Annotated in this window: 16 protein-coding genes; 9 read left to right on the plus strand and 7 right to left on the minus strand. The window is 56.9% G+C overall.

Features of this window, described 5'->3' with window-relative positions:
- The first annotated feature begins 136 nt into the window (after nt 1-136).
- Nucleotides 137-1,801: an asparagine synthase B gene (asnB, locus tag AC2D8U_RS18535; protein WP_484620563.1), complete on the plus strand. Its 1,665-nt coding sequence runs from the start codon at nt 137-139 to the stop codon at nt 1,799-1,801.
- A 215-nt stretch (nt 1,802-2,016) separates the two neighbouring features.
- Here the strand turns inward: asnB and AC2D8U_RS18540 are convergent, their stop codons facing one another.
- Entirely contained in the window at nt 2,017-3,417 is a 1,401-nt protein-coding gene (locus AC2D8U_RS18540) for a glycoside hydrolase family 30 protein (RefSeq protein ID WP_484620564.1), read from the minus strand.
- A 563-nt stretch (nt 3,418-3,980) separates the two neighbouring features.
- Between AC2D8U_RS18540 and AC2D8U_RS18545 the strand changes: the two genes are divergently transcribed.
- Both AC2D8U_RS18545 and AC2D8U_RS18550 read left to right on the plus strand, forming a co-directional pair.
- Nucleotides 3,981-7,835 (plus strand): hybrid sensor histidine kinase/response regulator, encoded by a 3,855-nt coding sequence (locus AC2D8U_RS18545; RefSeq protein WP_484620565.1) that lies wholly within the window; start codon nt 3,981-3,983, stop codon nt 7,833-7,835.
- Complete coding sequence (locus AC2D8U_RS18550) at nt 7,832-8,968, plus strand: response regulator (RefSeq protein ID WP_484620566.1); 1,137 nt, start codon at nt 7,832-7,834, stop codon at nt 8,966-8,968. Before AC2D8U_RS18545 ends, AC2D8U_RS18550 begins: the two co-directional genes overlap by 4 nt.
- A 14-nt stretch (nt 8,969-8,982) precedes the next feature.
- Here AC2D8U_RS18550 and AC2D8U_RS18555 read toward each other — a convergent pair whose 3' ends face one another.
- Nucleotides 8,983-9,117: a hypothetical protein gene (locus tag AC2D8U_RS18555; RefSeq protein ID WP_484620567.1), complete on the minus strand. Its 135-nt coding sequence runs from the start codon at nt 9,115-9,117 to the stop codon at nt 8,983-8,985.
- On the opposite strand from AC2D8U_RS18555, the gene AC2D8U_RS18560 reads away from it, so the two are divergent.
- Both AC2D8U_RS18560 and AC2D8U_RS18565 read left to right on the plus strand, forming a co-directional pair.
- On the plus strand, nt 9,103-10,338 hold the full coding sequence (locus tag AC2D8U_RS18560; RefSeq protein ID WP_484620568.1) for a diguanylate cyclase domain-containing protein: 1,236 nt from the start codon (nt 9,103-9,105) through the stop codon (nt 10,336-10,338). The two genes, AC2D8U_RS18555 and AC2D8U_RS18560, sit on opposite strands and share 15 nt — an antisense overlap.
- Nucleotides 10,339-10,394: 56 nt before the next feature.
- Entirely contained in the window at nt 10,395-10,655 is a 261-nt protein-coding gene (locus AC2D8U_RS18565; RefSeq protein WP_484620569.1) for a DUF5062 family protein, read from the plus strand.
- 4 nt (nt 10,656-10,659) lie between these two features.
- Here AC2D8U_RS18565 and ybaK read toward each other — a convergent pair whose 3' ends face one another.
- Nucleotides 10,660-11,133 (minus strand): Cys-tRNA(Pro) deacylase, encoded by a 474-nt coding sequence (ybaK, locus tag AC2D8U_RS18570; protein ID WP_484620570.1) that lies wholly within the window; start codon nt 11,131-11,133, stop codon nt 10,660-10,662.
- A gap of 68 nt (nt 11,134-11,201) precedes the next feature.
- Entirely contained in the window at nt 11,202-11,969 is a 768-nt protein-coding gene (locus AC2D8U_RS18575) for a DeoR family transcriptional regulator (protein ID WP_484620571.1), read from the minus strand.
- Between the two features lie 294 nt (nt 11,970-12,263).
- Between AC2D8U_RS18575 and AC2D8U_RS18580 the strand changes: the two genes are divergently transcribed.
- Nucleotides 12,264-12,875, plus strand: coding sequence for a LysE family translocator (locus tag AC2D8U_RS18580; protein WP_484620572.1), 612 nt, complete (start codon nt 12,264-12,266; stop codon nt 12,873-12,875).
- An 81-nt stretch (nt 12,876-12,956) separates the two neighbouring features.
- On the opposite strand, the gene AC2D8U_RS18585 is transcribed toward AC2D8U_RS18580, so the two are convergent.
- The gene (locus tag AC2D8U_RS18585) at nt 12,957-13,868 is read right to left on the minus strand and encodes a LysR substrate-binding domain-containing protein (protein WP_484620573.1); all 912 of its coding nucleotides are present in this window, start codon (nt 13,866-13,868) and stop codon (nt 12,957-12,959) included.
- Nucleotides 13,869-14,109: 241 nt separating this feature from the next.
- On the opposite strand from AC2D8U_RS18585, the gene AC2D8U_RS18590 reads away from it, so the two are divergent.
- Together AC2D8U_RS18590 and AC2D8U_RS18595 are read left to right on the plus strand one after the other, a co-directional pair.
- Nucleotides 14,110-15,123, plus strand: coding sequence for a DUF2860 family protein (locus AC2D8U_RS18590; protein ID WP_484620574.1), 1,014 nt, complete (start codon nt 14,110-14,112; stop codon nt 15,121-15,123).
- 108 nt (nt 15,124-15,231) lie between these two features.
- The gene (locus AC2D8U_RS18595) at nt 15,232-16,791 is read left to right on the plus strand and encodes a tannase/feruloyl esterase family alpha/beta hydrolase (protein WP_484620575.1); all 1,560 of its coding nucleotides are present in this window, start codon (nt 15,232-15,234) and stop codon (nt 16,789-16,791) included.
- 77 nt (nt 16,792-16,868) lie between these two features.
- On the opposite strand, the gene cysE is transcribed toward AC2D8U_RS18595, so the two are convergent.
- Both cysE and AC2D8U_RS18605 read right to left on the minus strand, forming a co-directional pair.
- Nucleotides 16,869-17,654 (minus strand): serine O-acetyltransferase, encoded by a 786-nt coding sequence (gene cysE / locus AC2D8U_RS18600; RefSeq protein WP_484620576.1) that lies wholly within the window; start codon nt 17,652-17,654, stop codon nt 16,869-16,871.
- A gap of 104 nt (nt 17,655-17,758) precedes the next feature.
- The gene (locus AC2D8U_RS18605; RefSeq protein WP_484620577.1) at nt 17,759-18,175 is read right to left on the minus strand and encodes a CBS domain-containing protein; all 417 of its coding nucleotides are present in this window, start codon (nt 18,173-18,175) and stop codon (nt 17,759-17,761) included.
- A gap of 86 nt (nt 18,176-18,261) precedes the next feature.
- Between AC2D8U_RS18605 and AC2D8U_RS18610 the strand changes: the two genes are divergently transcribed.
- Nucleotides 18,262-18,570, plus strand: coding sequence for a hypothetical protein (locus tag AC2D8U_RS18610; RefSeq protein WP_484620578.1), 309 nt, complete (start codon nt 18,262-18,264; stop codon nt 18,568-18,570).
- The last annotated feature ends 171 nt before the right edge of the window (nt 18,571-18,741 follow it).

Here is an 18,741-nt window from a genome sequence, read left to right on the forward strand (position 1 = left end):
GCAAGGTATAAGCAGTTCACCTCACCTCATAAGCAAAGCCCTGCTCAAGTGTCTGTCAGGCTTGGTTTCCCCAATCGCCCATGGCAGTCTGAGCCTTCCCCCGAACAAAATATAAAGGTCCAAAGGAGTTGTCCCTATGTGCGGGATCTTTGCCATATTAGAGCTGAAATCGGATCCGGCCCAGCTGCGCCAATCCGCTTTAAAACTTGCGAAAACCTTGCGTCACCGAGGCCCGGACTGGTCCGGGATCTATGCCGATGATCAGGCGATCCTGGCCCATGAGCGGCTGGCCATCGTCGATATCGACAACGGCGCCCAGCCCCTCTACAGCCCGGACGGCAACCTGGTGTTGGCGGTCAATGGTGAGATCTATAACCACCGCGAACTGCGCGAAGAGCTCAGCGTTGGTTACGAATTCCAGACCGGTTCTGACTGCGAAGTGATCCTGGCGCTGTACCATAAGTACGGTGTGGACTTCCTCGATAAGCTCAACGGGATCTTCGCCTTTGTCCTTTGGGACAAGAAGAATCAACGCTATATGGTTGGCCGCGATCACATTGGCATCATCCCGCTGTATCAGGGACACGATGAGCAGGGCAACCTCTACTTTGCCTCTGAGATGAAAGCCTTGGTGCCTGTGTGCACCCAGATCGAAGAGTTCCTGCCGGGTAAATATCTCGACTCCAAGAAGGGCAGCCCGGTGCACTACTATGTGCGCGACTGGGAACACTATGGCGAAGTTCAGAACAACCCGGCCAGTCGGGATGAACTGCGTCAAGCTCTGGAAGCCGCCGTCAAACGCCAGTTGATGTGTGACGTGCCCTACGGGGTCCTGCTTTCCGGGGGACTGGACTCCTCCATCACCTCGGCCCTGGCCAAGAAGTTCTCCGCCCGTCGCATCGAGGAAGATGAAGACACCGCTGCCTGGTGGCCACAGCTTCATAGCTTCGCCATCGGCCTGGAGGGGGCACCGGATCTGGTCGCCGCCGCCGAAGTCGCGGCGCACCTGGGCACGGTTCACCACGAACTGCACTTCACCGTGCAGGAGGGGATCGATGCCATCCGCGATGTGATCTACCACATCGAAACCTATGATGTGACCACCATCCGCGCCTCCACGCCCATGTACCTGATGGCCCGCATGATCAAGGCGATGGGGATCAAGATGGTGCTCTCCGGCGAAGGCGCCGATGAGATCTTCGGCGGTTACCTTTACTTCCACAAGGCACCAAACGCCAAGGAATTTCACGAAGAGACGGTACGTAAACTGGCCAAGCTGCACCAGTTTGATTGCCTGCGCGCCAACAAGTCGATGGCCGCCTTCGGCGTCGAAGGGCGCGTGCCCTTCCTCGACAAGGAGTTCATCGATGTGGCGATGCGGCTGAACCCGGAAGCCAAGATGATCAAAGAGGGGCGGATCGAAAAGCAGGTCTTGCGCGAGTCCTTCGCCCACTACCTGCCCGAGTCGGTCGCCTGGCGTCAGAAGGAGCAGTTCAGTGACGGCGTCGGCTACTCCTGGATCGATTCCATCAAGGAGTACGCGGAGACTCAAGTGAGCGATGCCGATCTGGCCAACGCCCACTTCAAGTTCCCGCACAACACACCGGACACCAAGGAAGCCTATCTCTTCCGTACCCTGTTCGCCGAGCAGTTCCCACTGGACAGCTGCGCCAAATGTGTACCCGGTGGCAAATCGGTCGCCTGCTCCACACCACAGGCCCTGGCCTGGGACGAAAGCCTCTCTGCGGTCACCGATCCATCGGGCCGCGCCGTGCTCTCGGTCCACAACGAAAGTTACTGATCCGTAGCCACACGGCAATAAAGGCCCGCACATGCGGGCCTTTTTGGGGTTTCCCTTCGATCAACCTTGTACCACGGATGGCTCGCCTGAGAAGAGAAACCCGATGGCACCACTTTTATCGGCGGGTTGGATCTGAAGTGGCATAAAAAATCCAAAGCCGTTCCCGGCCTTGGATCTTATTAAGACTCGACCCGCGTACCGGGCGACATGACCGACTACAGCGTAAACTCAACCGCGCTGAGGCTGTACGCAGGCAGCACCACACCGTGCTCTTTTCCGTCGATCTTCACCGTCTTGTGCTGAGGCTCGGCCTCATCGTTTTGCAGGAAGACAACCAGAGTCCCTTCACGCTTCACAGCCATGGCCGGATCGGCGCCCTTAACCAGCACGCTGCTGTCTCCAGGCAAAATATGGCGGCTGAGCAGGGAGATTGGCAGGTAATCCGGATTAAAGGTCACGCTGCCCTCGTCACGGTCCACGGTCACCAGGCTGTTCTGGCGCCAGTTCCAACCACTGGACTGCTCTTCGTTAAGCACCATGTTCCAGTAGGCGAAGTTTTCAGAGCCCGCATTAAACCAACTCGCCACCTCTTCGAAACGGCTTCGCGCCTGCTCGAAGGTGTTGCGGCCGTTGTAGCATTTGCTCTCGGTATGCATGACAGGAATGCCCTGAAAGAACAGGTGCTCCACCTGATCTTCGCGGGCGTACTGCATCCCCACGCCAGCCACTTTCTCCGAGCCAGGCAAGGTAGTAAAGGCCGCGGCATCATCACGGTGACCGCGGAAAGCGCCTGCCCAGATCTCGGTATCCAGTTCCGCCTGCTCGAATGCAGGGATAACATGGTTGAAGGTCAACTCGGCCATCTGCTCCGGCGGCATATCACAGGAGGGGTAACGGGTGACGATATCCGGCTCGTTCTGGATCAACAGACGATCGATGCTGATCCCATGTTTGGCGTATCCCTGCACATATTTGACGAAGTAGCTGCTATACGCTTGGTAGATCTTGGGATCGGACTTCAGCACACTGGTTTCGATATGGCGTGGACGCCCCCGATCCATCATGCCGGACTCTTTCATCCAGGCGGGTGGACTCCAGGGCGAGGCAAAAACCATCATCTCCGGGTTTTCGGCCATGGCTGCCTGCATAAAGGGGATCACCGATTTTTCATCCCGTTCGATGGAGAAATGGGCCATCTCGTAGTCATCGGCCACTTCGCTGTAGCTGTAGGCATCAAAACCAAAGTCGCTGGAGCCAACCGCCGTGCGGTTGACGGTCAGGCCACTGCCCTTATCACGAGAAAAGAGGGCCTGGGCCAACATTTTCTGCTGCTCTTTGGGCAGGCGGACAAAGGCTTCACCGCCAATCTCGTTGAACGCGCCTCCCATGCCGATCAAGTGCTCATTGATCACGGAGCGAGTGCGGATCTGGATAATGTCGGCGCCCGCCACAACCGCCTGGGCACCTTGATCCTGTGTCTGTACCGGATCCGCTGTGATCTGCACACCCTCGGCTAAAGTCACATAATGTACTTGGGCCGCCTGAGCGACGCCGCCGCAGACGAGGGTGGAAAGCAAAGCCAAGCTGACTTTACTGAAACGGCAAAGAGGGGGCATTGGGGAATAACTCCGTTTATCTATTGTTATTTATCGTACGTCAGCCAACCAAGCTGTGAGCGCTTACATGTCCATCAATACAGACCGAAGGAGCCTGCAGAACCAGCGCCATGGTAAGAGATGAACTGCGCTCTACATGCTGTCATAGCACCTGGCCCGAAGGTATAGGGAAAACGTAAACAAGTGACAAGTTCACGTTAGACTTGTCACATTTTTATCGGTGATGGAGCCCCCGAAGCCGCACTTTAGGATATCCCCCATTCCGGTGACGTCCTTTTCTGGCTCAAGTCGTCAAAATTCCGCCAATCTCAAGAAGTTGACGCAATATGCTCACCGACTATATTGAATTAGATTAAGAAAAAGACTGTTCAATGCGAATTTATCGCAAAAACAGTGATCCACACTGACAAGGAGAGTTAAGGGTGGAGAGTCATAAATTGTTTCAACGCACCACATGGCTGCGAGCCACAGCACTCTTTCTGCCGGTCGCCTTACTGCTACTGGTTGTACAACTGATAAATCGTCATAGCCTGCTAGAGTCCGCGCATCAGCAGCAAGAGCTGATGACGGAGATCACAGCCCAAGGCATGGCCCTTGCCCTGGAAAGGATCGGCGATGATATCGCCTATCTCAGGCAGAAACCGGAACTAAAAAACTTTGTCCAACAACCGGATAGCACTAATCGCCAAGCGCTCCTGGAAACATTGCAAACCTTTGTTCGGGGCTCTGGCAACTACTTTCAGATACGTCTGCTCGATAACCAGGGCATGGAAACACTGAGACTGGAGTATTTTCCAAACCTGCAACTGTCGAACATTACTCCTCCCCATAACCTGCAAAACAAATCACAACGTTACTATTTCGAAGCGGGCCGTAGCCTCAATGACGAAGAGATCTATCTGTCCCCCCTGGATCTCAATGTCGAAAACGGCAAGATTGCCGAGCCCATCCAACCCACCCTTCGTTTGATCACCAAGATCCCTGGCTCCACGCCGGAGCAATATCAACTCCTGCTCTTAAACTATCAGGGGGATCATCTACTGGCCCCCATCCAAGCAATCAATCGCCTGACCCGAAACGGTACCATGGAACTCTATGATGCCGACGGTCGGTTGCTGCTCAGTCCGGATCCCACCCTATCCTGGGGCTTTATGTACGACCGCCCCCTGACGTTACAAAGCAACCACGGCGAACTGATGGACGCCATAAACGGCAGCACAGAAGGCATCTGGCGCGGTCCTGATGCCCTCTTCAGTGTGCGACAGATCAAAGCAAACACCCTCGCCCACCAATCAGGAACACATTACAACAACTGGCACCTTATCGCTCGGCTTGAATACGCCAAAGTCGCCCCATTGGGTCTCGCCTGGTTTGCCCAGTTCCTTCCGCTGTTTGCCTTGTGCTTCCTGATCTCCCTGTTTTGGCAAACCCTGAGGCAAAAACTGAACCGCTCTCACCGAATCAACAAGCAACTGCTGCAAAACCTGCCCATCGGTTCCCTGCTGATCGACAAGTCCGGCGTGATACAACGCACCAATACCGCCCTGGACAGCATGTTCGGATACCGCGCCCACGAACTCACGGGGCAATCCATTGAATGCTTGATCCCCAGCGAGCTGCGCCACTCTCATAAGGGCTATCGAGATCACTTTATCAACAACAGTAAGACACGCAATATGGGCCGCCCGCAGAGCACGGTGCGAGGCCTGCGAAAGAGTGGCGATGCCTTTCCGGTGGATGTCAGCATCGCCCCGTTTGAGTTCGAGCAGGATATTGGCGTGATTGCCACCGTCATGGATCTCAGCGAGCAATACCGTTTGGAGGCGAGCGTCAAAGATTCCGCCCAACGCGCCCGCATGGCGGCAGAGGCGTCCAACACAGGGATATGGGAGTTAAACCTGGAGGATGGCTCACTGTACTGGGACGGCCAAATGTGTGCGATCCACGGAACAGGCAGCGAGGAGACATTTACCGGGTTGGAGATCTGGCTGGGGCTGCTGGTTCCGGATGACCGTCCCCTGCTGGAACGTCTGCTCGCCCACCCCCCTCAACAGGGCCGGAAATGGGAGCAGGTGGTACAGATCATGCGAGACGGCAAGCCTCGCCATATCCAACTCCATGCTCAGCTGGTGGAGACCCGGCTCGATACCGAGACCAAACTGAAGATCCTCGGGACCGGTATGGATATAGAGAACACCATCAGTCGGGCCAAGGCTCTGCATCGCGCTGAACTCGCCGCACAGGCCAGAGGCGACTTCCTCGCCAACATGAGCCACGAGATCCGGACTCCGCTCAACGCCATCTTGGGCATGGCCCACCTACTCTCCAGAGAGCCCCTTCCCCCTCGATACGCCGACTCGGTACAGAAGATCATTGTCGCTGGCCGAAGCCTGATCAATATCATCAATGAGATCCTGGATATCTCAAAGATCGAAGCGGGTAAACTCACCGTCGTGCGTCAACCCTTCGAACTGGACTCCGTGCTGGAACTCATGTCCTCGATCATGAGTAACTACGAAGAGAATCCTCACATCGAGCTGGTGATCCAGCCTAAGGTTGATCCGGCGCTGTGCCTTCTCGGTGATGTGGCTCGCCTGCAACAAGTACTCCTGAACCTGGTCAGCAACGCCTTAAAATTTACCGAGAAGGGCCATGTCATGCTCACCATTACCCAGCAGACACGCGGGCCTTCGCATCTCGATCTGACCTTCAACATCTGCGACAGCGGGATCGGGATCCCTCAGGATCAATTGTCCTCCATCTTCGATGCCTTCAGCCAGGTTGACGGCTCACTGACCCGCAGTGTTGGCGGAACCGGCCTCGGCCTGGCCATTAGCCATCGATTGGTCGAACTGATGGGCGGAGAGATTGGTGTGGAAAGTACCTTGGGTCAAGGCAGCAACTTCTGGTTCACCCTGCCTTTCGAGCGCCATGTTCAGGGTGGCTACAGAGTTGACTCCCCCCTGAAATCGGTCTTGATCGCCGAAGACCATGATGTAGCCAGTCAGGCCCTGAGGCAGGTCTGTCTCACCTTGGGGTGGCAACCCACCTGTGTCGAGGATGGGCGGCAAGCCGTTGAGCAACTCAAGGCCCAAAGCGAACAAGGTGAAACCCTTCCTGAGCTCCTGCTGCTCGATTGGAACATGCCACAACTTGATGGCTTGGCGGCGGCGAAGCAGATCCGTCAGTTCGATACCACGCCGGACCGACCCATAGTGTTAATGGTCTCAGCGTACAAACACAACGAGATCCTGAAGCACCCGGATGCCCGCTTTGTCGATGCTTTTGTCGAAAAACCTGTGACCCCGTCCCTGATCCAAAAAGCGGTTGAACAGGTCCTCGAGCGTCGCCACGCCCCGCCTAGCGACTCGACACAGGAGCGGTCACAGGCCCGACTGGCAGGACGCCGGCTTCTGGTGGTCGATGACAGCGAGATCAACCGGGACGTGGCCGAGCGGATCCTGAAAGATGAAGGGGCCAAGGTGGACCTGGCCCAAAACGGACAGGAAGCGGTGACTTGGTTACAAACCCACGCCCAACTTGTGGATCTGGTACTGATGGACGTGCAAATGCCGGTCATGGATGGCTACTCAGCCACCCATGCCATCCGTAACGAACTGGGCTTAGCCGAACTGCCGGTTGTCGCGGTCACGGCAGGCGCCTTCAACGAACAACACCATGCCGCCCTCCAGGCGGGCATGGACGAAGTACTGACCAAGCCTTACGAGCCCGAACAGTTAATACAACGGGTTCTCTCCTTGCTGGAGCCTGCCGGGCAGATCATCACCCTCTCCCAGGTCCCCGCTCCCGATCCCGACAGCCCATTTTTGGTGGAACAGAAAGGCTTACTCATCTGGGGAACCCCATCCGTCTATTGCCAATACCTCGCCAGATTCAAACAAGACTATATGGCGGCCAATCAGACGCTGCTTGAGCAGGAGAGTCCGAAGGCGCGAGAGCATTACCTGCATAAACTCAAGGGTGCAGCCCTGACCTTGGGTCTGGAGGCGCTGGGCGTCCAGGCTGGAGAACAGGAAAGCGTCGCCAATGCACCAACGCCGGCACAACAAGAGGAGTTCGAGCGAGTTTTAACGCAAACACTCGCCGCCATTGAACGCTATCTGCACCAGCACGGTGCCACGGATGGCGAAATAGGCTCTCAAAAGCCCTCTCTTAACCCAGACTCAAGCGATCCCCTGTCCTCCAGACTGACGGCCCTGGGGCAGGTCCTGGCCAGCGGCTCGAGGGAGGAGCTCCTTGCGTCCTGGACCGAGGTCTCGGTCAAGCTTAAGGACAGGTTGCCGACCGAGGCCATGGAGGCCCTCGACGCAGCCATCAACCAGGATAACCGCAGCTTGGCGCAGCAATGGATTCATCGCCTTGACCCAAGCCAAGCAGAACAAGGAGAGTCAGTATGAAGCAGGCCCGCCTCCTGATCGTCGATGACGAACCGATAAACCTGGCCGCCTTGCGACACACCCTGTGCGCCGATTATCAGCTTCAGCTTCTCGAACAGGGAGATCAGGCGTTTCACTGGGCAGTAAGCCATCAGCCCGATCTGATCCTGCTGGACGTGAAGATGCCCGGTCTGGACGGTTACCAGGTGTGCACAATGTTGAAGTCCGACCCCAGGACGGCGAACATTCCCGTGATCTTCGTCAGCGCTCAAAACGATGATCACGATGAGCGTATCGGTTTCGAAGCGGGTGCCGTGGATTACATCTCCAAACCCATAGTCCCAGGGATCGTCCGCGCCAGGATCGCTGCCCACCTCTCTCTGGTATCCCAAAGCGTGGTCCATCAAATCTTTCTCGATTCGGTATTTATGCTGGGCGAGTTAGGCCGGCTCAATGATGACGTCACCGGCGTCCATATCTGGCGTATGGCCTCTTATGCCGGCTACCTGGCCCGACTGGCAGGGTGGACCCCGAGTCAATCGGAAGCGCTGGAGATGGCAGCCCCCATGCATGATTTGGGGAAAGTCGGGATCCCGGACGAGATCCTGAAAAAACCCGCCAGGCTGACCGACGAAGAACGTCAAATCATGAAGCAACATACCCTGATCGGACACGGACTCCTGGCGGCCAGCGATACCAACCTGTTTCAGATCGCCGCACAAGTCGCTCGTTCTCACCACGAGCGCTGGGACGGCAAGGGCTACCCCGATGGACTCGTAGCCGATGCCATCCCCCAAGCTGCCCGCATTGTCGCCATTGCCGACGTTTTCGACGCCCTGACCATGGAACGCCCCTACAAAGCCAGCTGGCCCGCCACCCGGGCCAGGGACGAACTCATCAAAAACCGAGGGAGTCATTTCGATCCCGCCCTGGTCGACCTGTTCGACGCTCACTTCGATGGGTTCCTCACGATCCAGGCACACTGGGACGCAAGCACCTTGCATTGCCTGAATCAAAAAACGCTGGAGCGGATCCGTCAGGAGATCTGGGCCTTGACGACACCTCTGCTGTGCCAGGCCTCGACAGCCCCATACGACCGAGACCCCGGATCTGAACCGGCCTCCATACTGCGCCCAGCCCTAGAACGTTCTTAAGGGATAGCAAGATGTCAACCCGAGCCCATATCACGATAATACTGATACTGGCCGCCCTGGGCAGCAGCCTGCTCGGCCTGGCGGCCTACAAGCTCCACCAGGCGGACGGCCAAAGGCTGGATGGTATGGCTCAGATGCACCAGTTGCATACAATCAGCCATGGGCTCCAAGTCAACTTGGCTCAAGCTTGGGATTCGCTGATCCAATATATCAACACGGAAGAGAGCCACTCCCAGCAAGCCTATCTGAAGCACGCCTCGCAATTAAAATCGCAGATCAAGCTGTTTGATAAAGCCCTGAAAGGAAGGGAAAACGACCGCAAGGCTCAAATGAGCCTCGACCTCTTACGTCGTTTTTATCAACGCCTGGATGAACACTATCACTACACCCAAAGTGTCCCCCATCACCAGGCTGTTAAAACCATCGACCTGGTTCTCAAATCCGAAAAATTTCAAAAAACGCTGGTCGAACTCGAGGAATTTCTCGCAGCCGAAGAGATCCTGCTCAAAGAGCATCAGGCGTCTCTGCGTCGCCAAGCGAACCACTGGAACGGCGTCGCAATCTTAGCCTTTCTCGCCATACTCGGATTGCTTTGCTATGCCAACTGGTACCTTAAGTTCAAGCATTTCTATGCCTTACAAGAGATAATCAAAGAACTGGAGGATCTGGAGTTACCCAGCTCCAAGCCTTTGCGCAACGTCTCTGGCTCACCGGAACTGACCGCCCTGATCACCGCAGTACAACACCAGATCGGCAATATCCACAGGGATCAGGCCTCCCTGTCGGAGAAGCACGAGCGCGATGAACTGACCGGCCTTCGCAATCGAACCTCCCTGGTTGCCCAATTGCAAGGCGGGATCCGAGATGCCATCAGAGAAAAGAGCAAAGTCTCAGTACTCTTTATTGATATCAATAACTTGAAACTGATCAACGACACCCTGGGCCATGACGCTGGCGATACACTTATCGTCAACTGTGCGCAACGCCTAAGGCAATCGGTCCGCTCAACAGATCTGGTCTTTCGCCTAAGCGGTGATGAGTTCCTGATAGTGTTAAAAGACTTATACACGCTGGAGAACGTGGAAGTTGTCGTTAAGAAAATCATCCATAACCTGAGTGTGCCCCTTCCGGCTTTGGAATTAGAAGAGGGGGTCGGTGTCAGTATTGGGCTCGCCATGGCTCCGGATCACACGGTGGACGATATTGAGCTGGTGAAATACGCCGATGTCGCCATGTATAAAGCCAAGAAGCAAAAGGACCGAGGCTCGGCCTATGCGCTTTTCGAGCGTTCGATGCTGCGTAGGGAGGGAGAGTCGGAAGGCCTTCCCTGCTTGCAACTGGTGGCGCAAACTGCTGATAGGGTGAGTTGAACTATCGCCTTCACGGGATGCTTTGCGTTAAGCTGGTGTGGTCAAAGGAGCCTTCCATGAAAAAATTGAAACACGAAAAAGAACTCTTAAAAAAAGCGCTTGAGGTCGGCCAGGATTACGCCGTTAAGCGGGGTTTCAAAACATTTGGGCCAACCGATTCAGCCGATCAAAAAGTAGAGTGTATCTATCGATTGCTGGTCAATGACAAGCTGCTGGTTCCCCTGCCCGAGGAGCAGGAAAATGGCCTGCATATGCGTCAACGCCTGGCAAAATGGATTGCCGGCAAACTGCCCAAAGATCATCCCCTGCTGCAATAGCCGCCTATCGTTCCCGGGCCAGCTCGGCCCATTTTCCCCCGGTCAGTCGCACCAGATCGGCCGGGGACAGCTCGATCTCCAAACCTCGCCGTCCGGCTGAAACGTAGATCCGCTTGAAGCTTCGAGCCGTTTCATCCAGAAACAGCGGCAAGCGCTTTTTCTGACCCAAAGGGCTGATCCCGCCCACCACGTAGCCGGTCTGTTTCTCGGCTTCGGCGGGGGGAGCCATCACCAACTTCTTCGCTCCCCAGGCCCTGGCCAACAACTTCAGATCCAGCAATCCGGCGACAGGCACCACCGCGACACACAGCTTTCCCGTCTCATTCGACGCCAGCAGGGTCTTAAACACCTGTCTGGGATCCTGCTCCAACGCCTGGGTCGCTTCCTGCCCAAAGGAGTCGACGCCCGGATCATGGTCATACTGATGCAATGTAAAGGGGATCTTGGCTTTTTCCGCCAGCTTCACCGCAGGAGTCATGGGAACCTCAAAAGCCCATGAGCCTTACTCCAGGCCCTGGGCGGCTAGTGTCGCGCAATCAGTACCGTTCATTCGGGTTGAACCAGCACCACCTCAACATCGTTTTGCGCCAGTTGTTCGGAGTAACCCGCAGGCAATCCGTCATCGGTCAACATGCGATCAAACGCCTCGTTCGGCAATGCCAGGAAGGTACCCGTCTTGCCAAACTTACTCGAGTCACAGACCAGGATCACCTCACGGGACACCATCGCCACCTTCTGCTTGACCATCACCTTGTCTTCACTGGGGGAGGAGATCCCACGATTGTCCCAACAAGCCGAAGCGATAAAGGCAACATCAATATTCAATTGCTTAAGGAATGACTTGGCCTGCTGGCCAACACAAGAGTTATTCCTCCGGTCCACCTTGCCCCCGGTATGGTAGATCTCGCAACGACCGTGTTCGGCCAAATAGGCGGTGATAAAAAAGTCGTTGGTTACCAGTAGGATATCATCACGATCAACCAATTGGCGCGCGACCTCCATCATGGTGGAGCCCGCATCCAGGTAGACGGTTGCCCGAGGCGGGATCATCTGTGCGGCAGCCCTGCCCAAAGCGCGCTTTATCTCTATGTTATGGCTTTTCTTAGTCTGGTGGGTCAGCTCTTCCCGCACGGTTTCGGTACGCTGAACGCCACCGGCGACGGAGAATACCCGGCCCTTGCTCTCCAGCTTGGCGATATCCCGTCGCACCGTCATATGGGAAACGCCCAGTTTCTCGGTCAACTCACCAATGGTGCAGATCTCACGAGACTCCAGCATTTTTAGAATGATTCGTTGTCGCTCCGCAGGGATCATATTGCCAACCTTCAATGCCTAGCCAAAAACGGTAATTAGGTCTTACCTTTCAATCAGTCGGTAGATTTTACCTGAGCCCCGCCGGAACTCAACTCCCGCGATGCGTTTGTCGCGCTTCGCCCAGCCCGATCCCATCGACCCGAGCCACATCACAGCTTTGACGCCCTCCTAAGTTTACAAGCTTTCCCCTAGGGGTTTCGAATTGTGAAACAAGCCCGATTCACGAAGGGTTTTTCCCTTTATGATCATTTCGTTATCCTATGCGAATAGTGCTCTTCCACCACAAGGACTCCAATGTCTTTCACTCTCTGGCTCTCCCTGGCCACAATCTGCACCCTGGGTGCCATCAGCCCGGGCCCCTCCCTGGCCCTGGTGATCCGCAATACCGTTGCTGGCGGGATCAGCCGAGGTCTGCTTACCGCCGTCGGCCATGGCCTGGGGATCGCCCTCTATGCCCTGCTGGTGGCCATGGGCCTGGGTCTGGTGATCACCCAAACCCCTGGTCTGTTCGATGGGATCCGCTATGTGGGTGCCGCTTTCCTGCTGTATCTGGCTTGGCAGGCGATCAAGCCAAAGCCGGCAGCCGCTGCCGCTCAAGACGGGGAAGGCAGCTATCGCCGCTATCAAGGATTCAGCGGCGGATTCCTGGTGGCCTTTCTTAATCCGAAGATCGCCTTGTTCTTCCTGGCCCTCTTCAGCCAATTTGTTCACGAGGATGCAGGGTGGGCCGACAAGATCATCATGATGGCCACCGCAGGCGGTATTGATGCCCTATGGTATGCGCTAGTCGCCCTGGGCGTCGCCCGGACGCCCCTGATGGGCTGGCTCAAGCACAATGGCGTGTGGCTGGATCGGGCGACGGCTTTGATCCTGACGGTGCTGGCCATTCGTGTCGTTTGGATCTAACTGAAGATCCCATCAGCCCCCCTCCCCTAGCACGATAAGGGGAGGGGCTGTGTCATTCTCCAGGTGCAACATAAGGCTTGGCTACTCCTCAAATATTCGCTCATGGCACTGGTGCAGGATCCCCTCAAGCGCCAACATCAGCGGGTGGTTGTACCAACTGCGATGAAAGTACAGGCCATATTCCAGCGCGATGGGCCCCTCAGTGCGCATCAAGGGACGCCAAGTCAGCCGGTCTCCGACCTCTTGCTGGTAGCAATTGGCGGCGATCACCCCGTAATTAAAGCGTTCGGCACAGCGCAATGCCGCCAATACGGTCGTCACGCTGACCGCGACATTGGGTACGGCAGAAGCCGCCTCCCGGGCCAGCGTGCCATAATGGCGGGTCTCTCCGGCCCACTGCCGGACCATGGGCAGATCCGCCAGATCCGCCAGGGTGAGCTGCTCGCGCTGACATAAGGGGTGATCGGGACGCAGATAGACCCCGAGCGGCACCCAGCCCAATCGACGTTGCACCAGATCACGCCCCAGCTCCAGCGGGAACACATCGACGCACAACGCCATCTCACCGGTCACCAAGGGCGCAGGCCCATGGCTGGACCAGACCACACTTTCCAATCGTAGCGGGCTTTTGGCCTGCGCCAGCAATGCCAGCAGCTCGGCCGTGATCAACTCGCCTAAGGTGGCGGGTGCATACAGCCTCAAAGTTCCCGAGATCTGAGCGAGATCGAACTCCTTGCGCTTTTCGTACGCCGAATTCAGGGTCTCCACAGCGGGGGTGATCTGGCCAGCCAGCTCTTGAGCCAGGGCGGTTGGCCGAAACGCGCCATCGACCAAGGTAAACAGCTCATCCTGATAGTGCTCACGCAAGCTTGCCAATCCCCGATTCAGCGTCGAGCGGCTGACTCCCAAACGGTTTAACGCGCTACTCAGCCTCGGGTCGCTGACCAGTACCGAGATGGTATTGAGCAGATTGAGATCCAGTACCGGCTTCATGCCACCTCCCATTCCAAGATTGCCACCGGACTGCGAACGGCGGCACTATCACTATACTTCCACCTGTGCGTACTATTCAATGTTAAGCAGGGCAGGCCAACTTCTGCGCAAATTTGCGCAGGCCGCAAACCAGAATCGGCTCCGATTTAATGACATCATGGCTTCAACGTAAAGCTCAGGACCCCACTGTTTGCCGTATTGGGGAGAGCCGCAACCCAAACTGCCGACAGAGACACTGACCATGAAAACGCAAAAATTTATCCTCGCCACCGCCATCACACTTGCCACTGCGGGCGCCCAGGCACTGCCCTCCCCGATCCCCCAGGAGGCCGGCTTCTCAGGCTTTGTTGGGATCACTGCAAGCCATATGGACTACGCCTCGAATCTGATCGCTGGCAACGGCATGAATAACCTCAGCGACCGTCAGGTCGACGCTCTGGACCATGCACCGGGCAGCCAGTCCACCTCTATCCTGGCTCCCTACCTGGATCTGCGTTACACCTTCGCCAACGGTCGCACCCAACTGGTCTTAGGTAACCGGATCCAAGACGCCGTGCGCTTTGATCTGACCCAGGTACTGGGCGTACGCCACCAGCTTGACGACTTGGGGATCGTCTCTGCCGGACTGGTGTTCTCCGGGCTGCCCACCGAGGTGTGGGCCGATCCCTACCTGATCGGCGCCCCCCGCAACGAAACCGACCGGGGCTCTCGAGGGGTGCGCCTGGAGTGGGAACAGATCGCCAACAGCAACGTCAGCGCGAGCTACACCTTTCGTAACATCGACATCGATGAAGAGCGCAGCGGTGAAGGGCTGGATCTGAGCCAAGCCGAACGCCAGCGCCTCGATCGTAACGGCGAAGATCACCGTTTTGAGCTGAAATACCACCACGGGATCAGCGCCACTCAGTTCCTGACGCCGTCGATCATCTACCGCCAGCGTAACGCCGAAGGTAGCGCCATCGCCAACGATCGCCTGATGGCCGAACTGACCTACACCCACATCATTGGCGACTGGACCTACGTCCTCAACGGCTTTGCCGGACGTGTCAGCTTCGATGAGCTCAACCCGGTGTTCGATACGAAAACCGATTCCAAGGAACTGGGGATCGGCCTCAACACCTTTCGCAACCGCCTGTTTGGTTACGAAAACCTGACCGGATTGTTCTCGGCTGCCTATTACCAATCCGATAACGACGTGGCGTTTCACGACATGGATGTGACCAACCTCACCCTGGGCGTGATCTACCGCTTCTGATATCGCCCCACAGACCCCTTGCCCTGCCCCTTTGGCTGCCTCTCTCAGCCAAAGCGGGTCCGGCTGACCCGACGACCGTCCCTGAATCCTGGATAACCGGAGCAGATCATGACACGCATCAACGCCCTTCCCTCCCTCAGCCTGGCCGCATTACCGCTTCTGGCGGTCAGTGCCCAGGCCCAGCCGCTAAGCTGCGATCTTGAGCAGTTTGCCACCCTGCCCGATGTGCGGCTGACCGCAGCCACCGCACAAGCCGCGCCCGTTCCCCACTGCAAGGTCGAGGGGGTGATAGGACAAGAGATCCACTTCGAACTGCTGCTGCCCCAGGCGTGGAACCAAAAGTTCGTGATGGGCGGTGGCGGCGGCTTCGTCGGTACGGTGCAAAACACCGCCTTGATGTTTGGCGCCTTGCAATCCGGCTACGCCACCGTGGGCACCGACACCGGCCATCAGGCCCACCCCATTGACGCCAGCTGGGCCCACAACAACCTGGAGCGCCTGGTTAACTTTGGCCATAAAGCGGTGCATCGCACCACGGTCACCGCCAAGGCGTTGATCCAGAACCATTACCAAAGCGAGATCGATCGCAGCTACTTTACCGGCTGCTCCCGCGGCGGTGGCCAAGGCCTGATGGCTGCGCAGCGCTATCCCGATGACTTTGACGCCATCGTGGTCGGTGCACCGAACTATGACTTCGTTGGTGTGGCTGCGCTGGCTACCCAGATCACTCATGCGATGTACCCGGATCCGAACGATCTGCGTCAGGCGGTGATCGGGCCGGCCGAGCAAGCGCTGATCGAATCGGCTTATCTGGCCCAGTGTGACGGCCAGAATGGTCTGAAAGACGGTTACCTCAATGATCCCCGCCTGTGCGACTTCGACATTGCCACCTTGCAGTGTCCCGAGGGAGAAACCCAGGACTGCCTGAGCGCCCAGCAGCTGGCCGCCGCGCAAGTGGTGTACCAGGGACCCAGGGACAGCCAGGGCAATGCGCTGTTTTATGGCTTTCCCTTTGGCGGTGAAACCGCCGCCGGTGGCTGGTCGCGCTGGTTGACCGGAGGCTTGGCTGACGGGGCAGAGGACGACGAAGGGTTCCAGGCAGGGATCAGTGTCGGCGGCCATGCCGAGCCCCAGTTGCCCAGCGCCATGTACGGCTTTGGTCTTGGGATCATGCGCCACTTTATCTATCACGACCATGATTGGAGCTATGTGGATACTGACTACGACCGGTTGCGTCAGGACGGTGCGGCGGTGGCCAACACCCTTAATGCCACGGATCCGGATCTCTCCGCGTTTCGTCAGCGCGGCGGTAAGATGCTGGTCTACTCCGGTTGGTCCGATGCGGCAGTGCCGGCGGATGCGGTGATCGGCTACTACGACCAGGTCATCGATCACGACAGCAGCGCCTCCGAGGATGTGCGTCTGTTTATGATGCCCGGTGTGGAGCACTGCTTTGGCGGCCCTGGCCCCTCCTGGGTCAACTTCCTGGATGAGATCGACCTTTGGGTCGAGAGCGGCGAAGCGCCCCAAGCACTGACCGCCCATTGGCTCGATGAGCAGGGCACGCCTGATGGCGCTCGCCCGGTCTGTGCCTACCCCCAGGTGCTGCAGTACAAGGGCGAAGGCGATCCGCGCGCTGTCGACAGCTTCCGTTGTGTCTCACCCTAGCCGAGGACCGGCGTCACTCGCCCAAACCAATGAAAAACGCCGCGCATTTGCGCGGCGTTTAGCTTGCTTTGACGGGTCTAAATCCCGTCGCTGAGAAAGTTCTGATCCATGGTTTCACAGGGCTGATCTCTGGTCGGCTTACCGACAACCCGTGCCGGGATCCCGACCACTGTCGTATGAGCAGGCACGGGATTGAGCACCACGGAGTTCGCCCCAATCCGGGCACCTTCGCCCACCTCGATATTGCCCAACACCTTGGCACCGGCTCCGATCATGACCCCGGAGCGGATCTTCGGATGGCGATCTCCGGACTCATTGCCCGTTCCGCCAAGGGTGACCGACTGCAGGATAGAAACATTGTCCTCAATCACGGCCGTTTCCCCGACCACAATGCCCGTCGCATGATCAAACATCACCCCCTTGCCGATCCGGGCCGCAGGGTGAATGTCGATACCAAACACTTCGGAATTGCGACTCTGCAGGAACAGGGCCAGTGCCTGGCGCCCGCTGTTCCACAGGTAGTGAGCCAGTCTGTGCAACTGAATGGACTGAAATCCTTTCAAATACAATAAAATGGTCAGTTGCTTTTTGATCGCCGGATCCCGATGGAAGACCGCATCCAGATCGAAAGCAGCGTAATCAATGATGCTTTCATCCTTGAGATAGGCCTCCTCCAACAACTCCCGAAGCACTACCGCCGACATCACCTCATCCGCGACCTTGTTGGCGAGGAGAAAACTCAAGGCTCCCCCCAGGCTACGGTGGCTCAACACGCAGGTGTGAACATAACTGGTCAGCAAGGGTTCGTTCTGGGTGACCACCTCAGCCTCGCGACGTAGCTGCTCCCAGATCTGCTTTTTCATTACTTGACTCTCCAACTTCCTCACCAGCCTTCAATAGTAAGGCAAAAGCGGCCTGTCTGACCGCTTTTTATTGGCATGATTTCACTTGCCCGAAAGCAAAAAAATCACACTGCGTGACGGAAGCACTCCTTCAGGTGCGTTGCCACCGCCTTGAGTACCCGAGTACGGTCGATCATACCCACAACCTTGCCCTCATCGACCACAGGATAGATCTTGGGCTTTTGCTCCAACATCTGCTCCGCCAGACTCAGTACCGAACTCTCCTTCGTGACCGTCAAAACGTCGGTACGCATTACGTCGGCAACCGTCGCCGTCAGATCACAGTGATAACTGCTCTTGAGCATCAGTGCCAGGCAATCCTGCTCCGAGGCAAACCCTTGCAAATATCCCTCTGCATCAACGACAGATGCACCACTTTGGCCTGCGGCCAACAGTGTCTCTACCGCAACGGATAAGGGCATCGATGACGTCAGCAACACCGGGTGACGGTCCATGTAGTCCAAAACTTTTACCGATTCCATCGCATCTCCTGTTCGCGTGTTTACTACCTAACCATAGCGCCATCCCGACGCAACGGGCAGCGCAAAATGACGATTGCTGCATTCGAATGACAGCAGGACAAATTTTCACCAGCACGCCGCCCTTAGCCGCCGCGACCAACAAAATCCTTACCCAGCATACTGCCACACTGAAACAAGAAAGACTCCATTGGCGATGGATAACCGCATCAATTTCAGTAAGCTTCGATGACATGGGTCAAATCCATGTGGCCAATGCCTTCGTTCATTGGCGTATGAACGGCTCAACAGCCAGGAAAGGCATCACCCGCCATAAGCCAGCCTCAAGGGCACAGCAAAAAGGGATCCCCTTCGCGGCCAGTAATGCGCTCGACAATGGTGAACACCTCTTGCTGTAACCAGGCGGTACCCCCGTAATGGGGGGCAAACGGGCAGGCCGGTTAGCGCGGTTCTGGTCAATTGTCCTTTTATCAGGCTTTTTGATTGGCTATCAAGGTCTAAGCTTTTAAAATTAACCTGTTTTTCCAACCTCCCTGTTCCCGTGGCCACACCGGGTAGACAGGCACACA

The organism is Ferrimonas sp. YIN67 (genome assembly GCF_057219095.1).

What these genes read in the sequence shown, in the direction of transcription:
- AC2D8U_RS18555 (WP_484620567.1), bottom strand. Translation starts at nt 9,117, where the DNA reads ATGCAACTGGTGCATCTGAGCCATACCATCCAGCCTTTGGCCGTCCGC.
- AC2D8U_RS18580 (WP_484620572.1), top strand. Translation starts at nt 12,264, where the DNA reads ATGTCTTTCACTCTCTGGCTCTCCCTGGCCACAATCTGCACCCTGGGT.
- AC2D8U_RS18585 (WP_484620573.1), bottom strand. Translation starts at nt 13,868, where the DNA reads ATGAAGCCGGTACTGGATCTCAATCTGCTCAATACCATCTCGGTACTG.
- AC2D8U_RS18610 (WP_484620578.1), top strand. Translation starts at nt 18,262, where the DNA reads ATGACAGCAGGACAAATTTTCACCAGCACGCCGCCCTTAGCCGCCGCG.
- AC2D8U_RS18595 (WP_484620575.1), top strand. Translation starts at nt 15,232, where the DNA reads ATGACACGCATCAACGCCCTTCCCTCCCTCAGCCTGGCCGCATTACCG.
- AC2D8U_RS18545 (WP_484620565.1), top strand. Translation starts at nt 3,981, where the DNA reads ATGACGGAGATCACAGCCCAAGGCATGGCCCTTGCCCTGGAAAGGATC.
- AC2D8U_RS18560 (WP_484620568.1), top strand. Translation starts at nt 9,103, where the DNA reads ATGCACCAGTTGCATACAATCAGCCATGGGCTCCAAGTCAACTTGGCT.
- ybaK (WP_484620570.1), bottom strand. Translation starts at nt 11,133, where the DNA reads ATGACTCCTGCGGTGAAGCTGGCGGAAAAAGCCAAGATCCCCTTTACA.
- AC2D8U_RS18575 (WP_484620571.1), bottom strand. Translation starts at nt 11,969, where the DNA reads ATGATCCCTGCGGAGCGACAACGAATCATTCTAAAAATGCTGGAGTCT.
- AC2D8U_RS18565 (WP_484620569.1), top strand. Translation starts at nt 10,395, where the DNA reads ATGAAAAAATTGAAACACGAAAAAGAACTCTTAAAAAAAGCGCTTGAG.
- AC2D8U_RS18540 (WP_484620564.1), bottom strand. Translation starts at nt 3,417, where the DNA reads ATGCCCCCTCTTTGCCGTTTCAGTAAAGTCAGCTTGGCTTTGCTTTCC.
- cysE (WP_484620576.1), bottom strand. Translation starts at nt 17,654, where the DNA reads ATGAAAAAGCAGATCTGGGAGCAGCTACGTCGCGAGGCTGAGGTGGTC.
- asnB (WP_484620563.1), top strand. Translation starts at nt 137, where the DNA reads ATGTGCGGGATCTTTGCCATATTAGAGCTGAAATCGGATCCGGCCCAG.
- AC2D8U_RS18590 (WP_484620574.1), top strand. Translation starts at nt 14,110, where the DNA reads ATGAAAACGCAAAAATTTATCCTCGCCACCGCCATCACACTTGCCACT.
- AC2D8U_RS18550 (WP_484620566.1), top strand. Translation starts at nt 7,832, where the DNA reads ATGAAGCAGGCCCGCCTCCTGATCGTCGATGACGAACCGATAAACCTG.
- AC2D8U_RS18605 (WP_484620577.1), bottom strand. Translation starts at nt 18,175, where the DNA reads ATGGAATCGGTAAAAGTTTTGGACTACATGGACCGTCACCCGGTGTTG.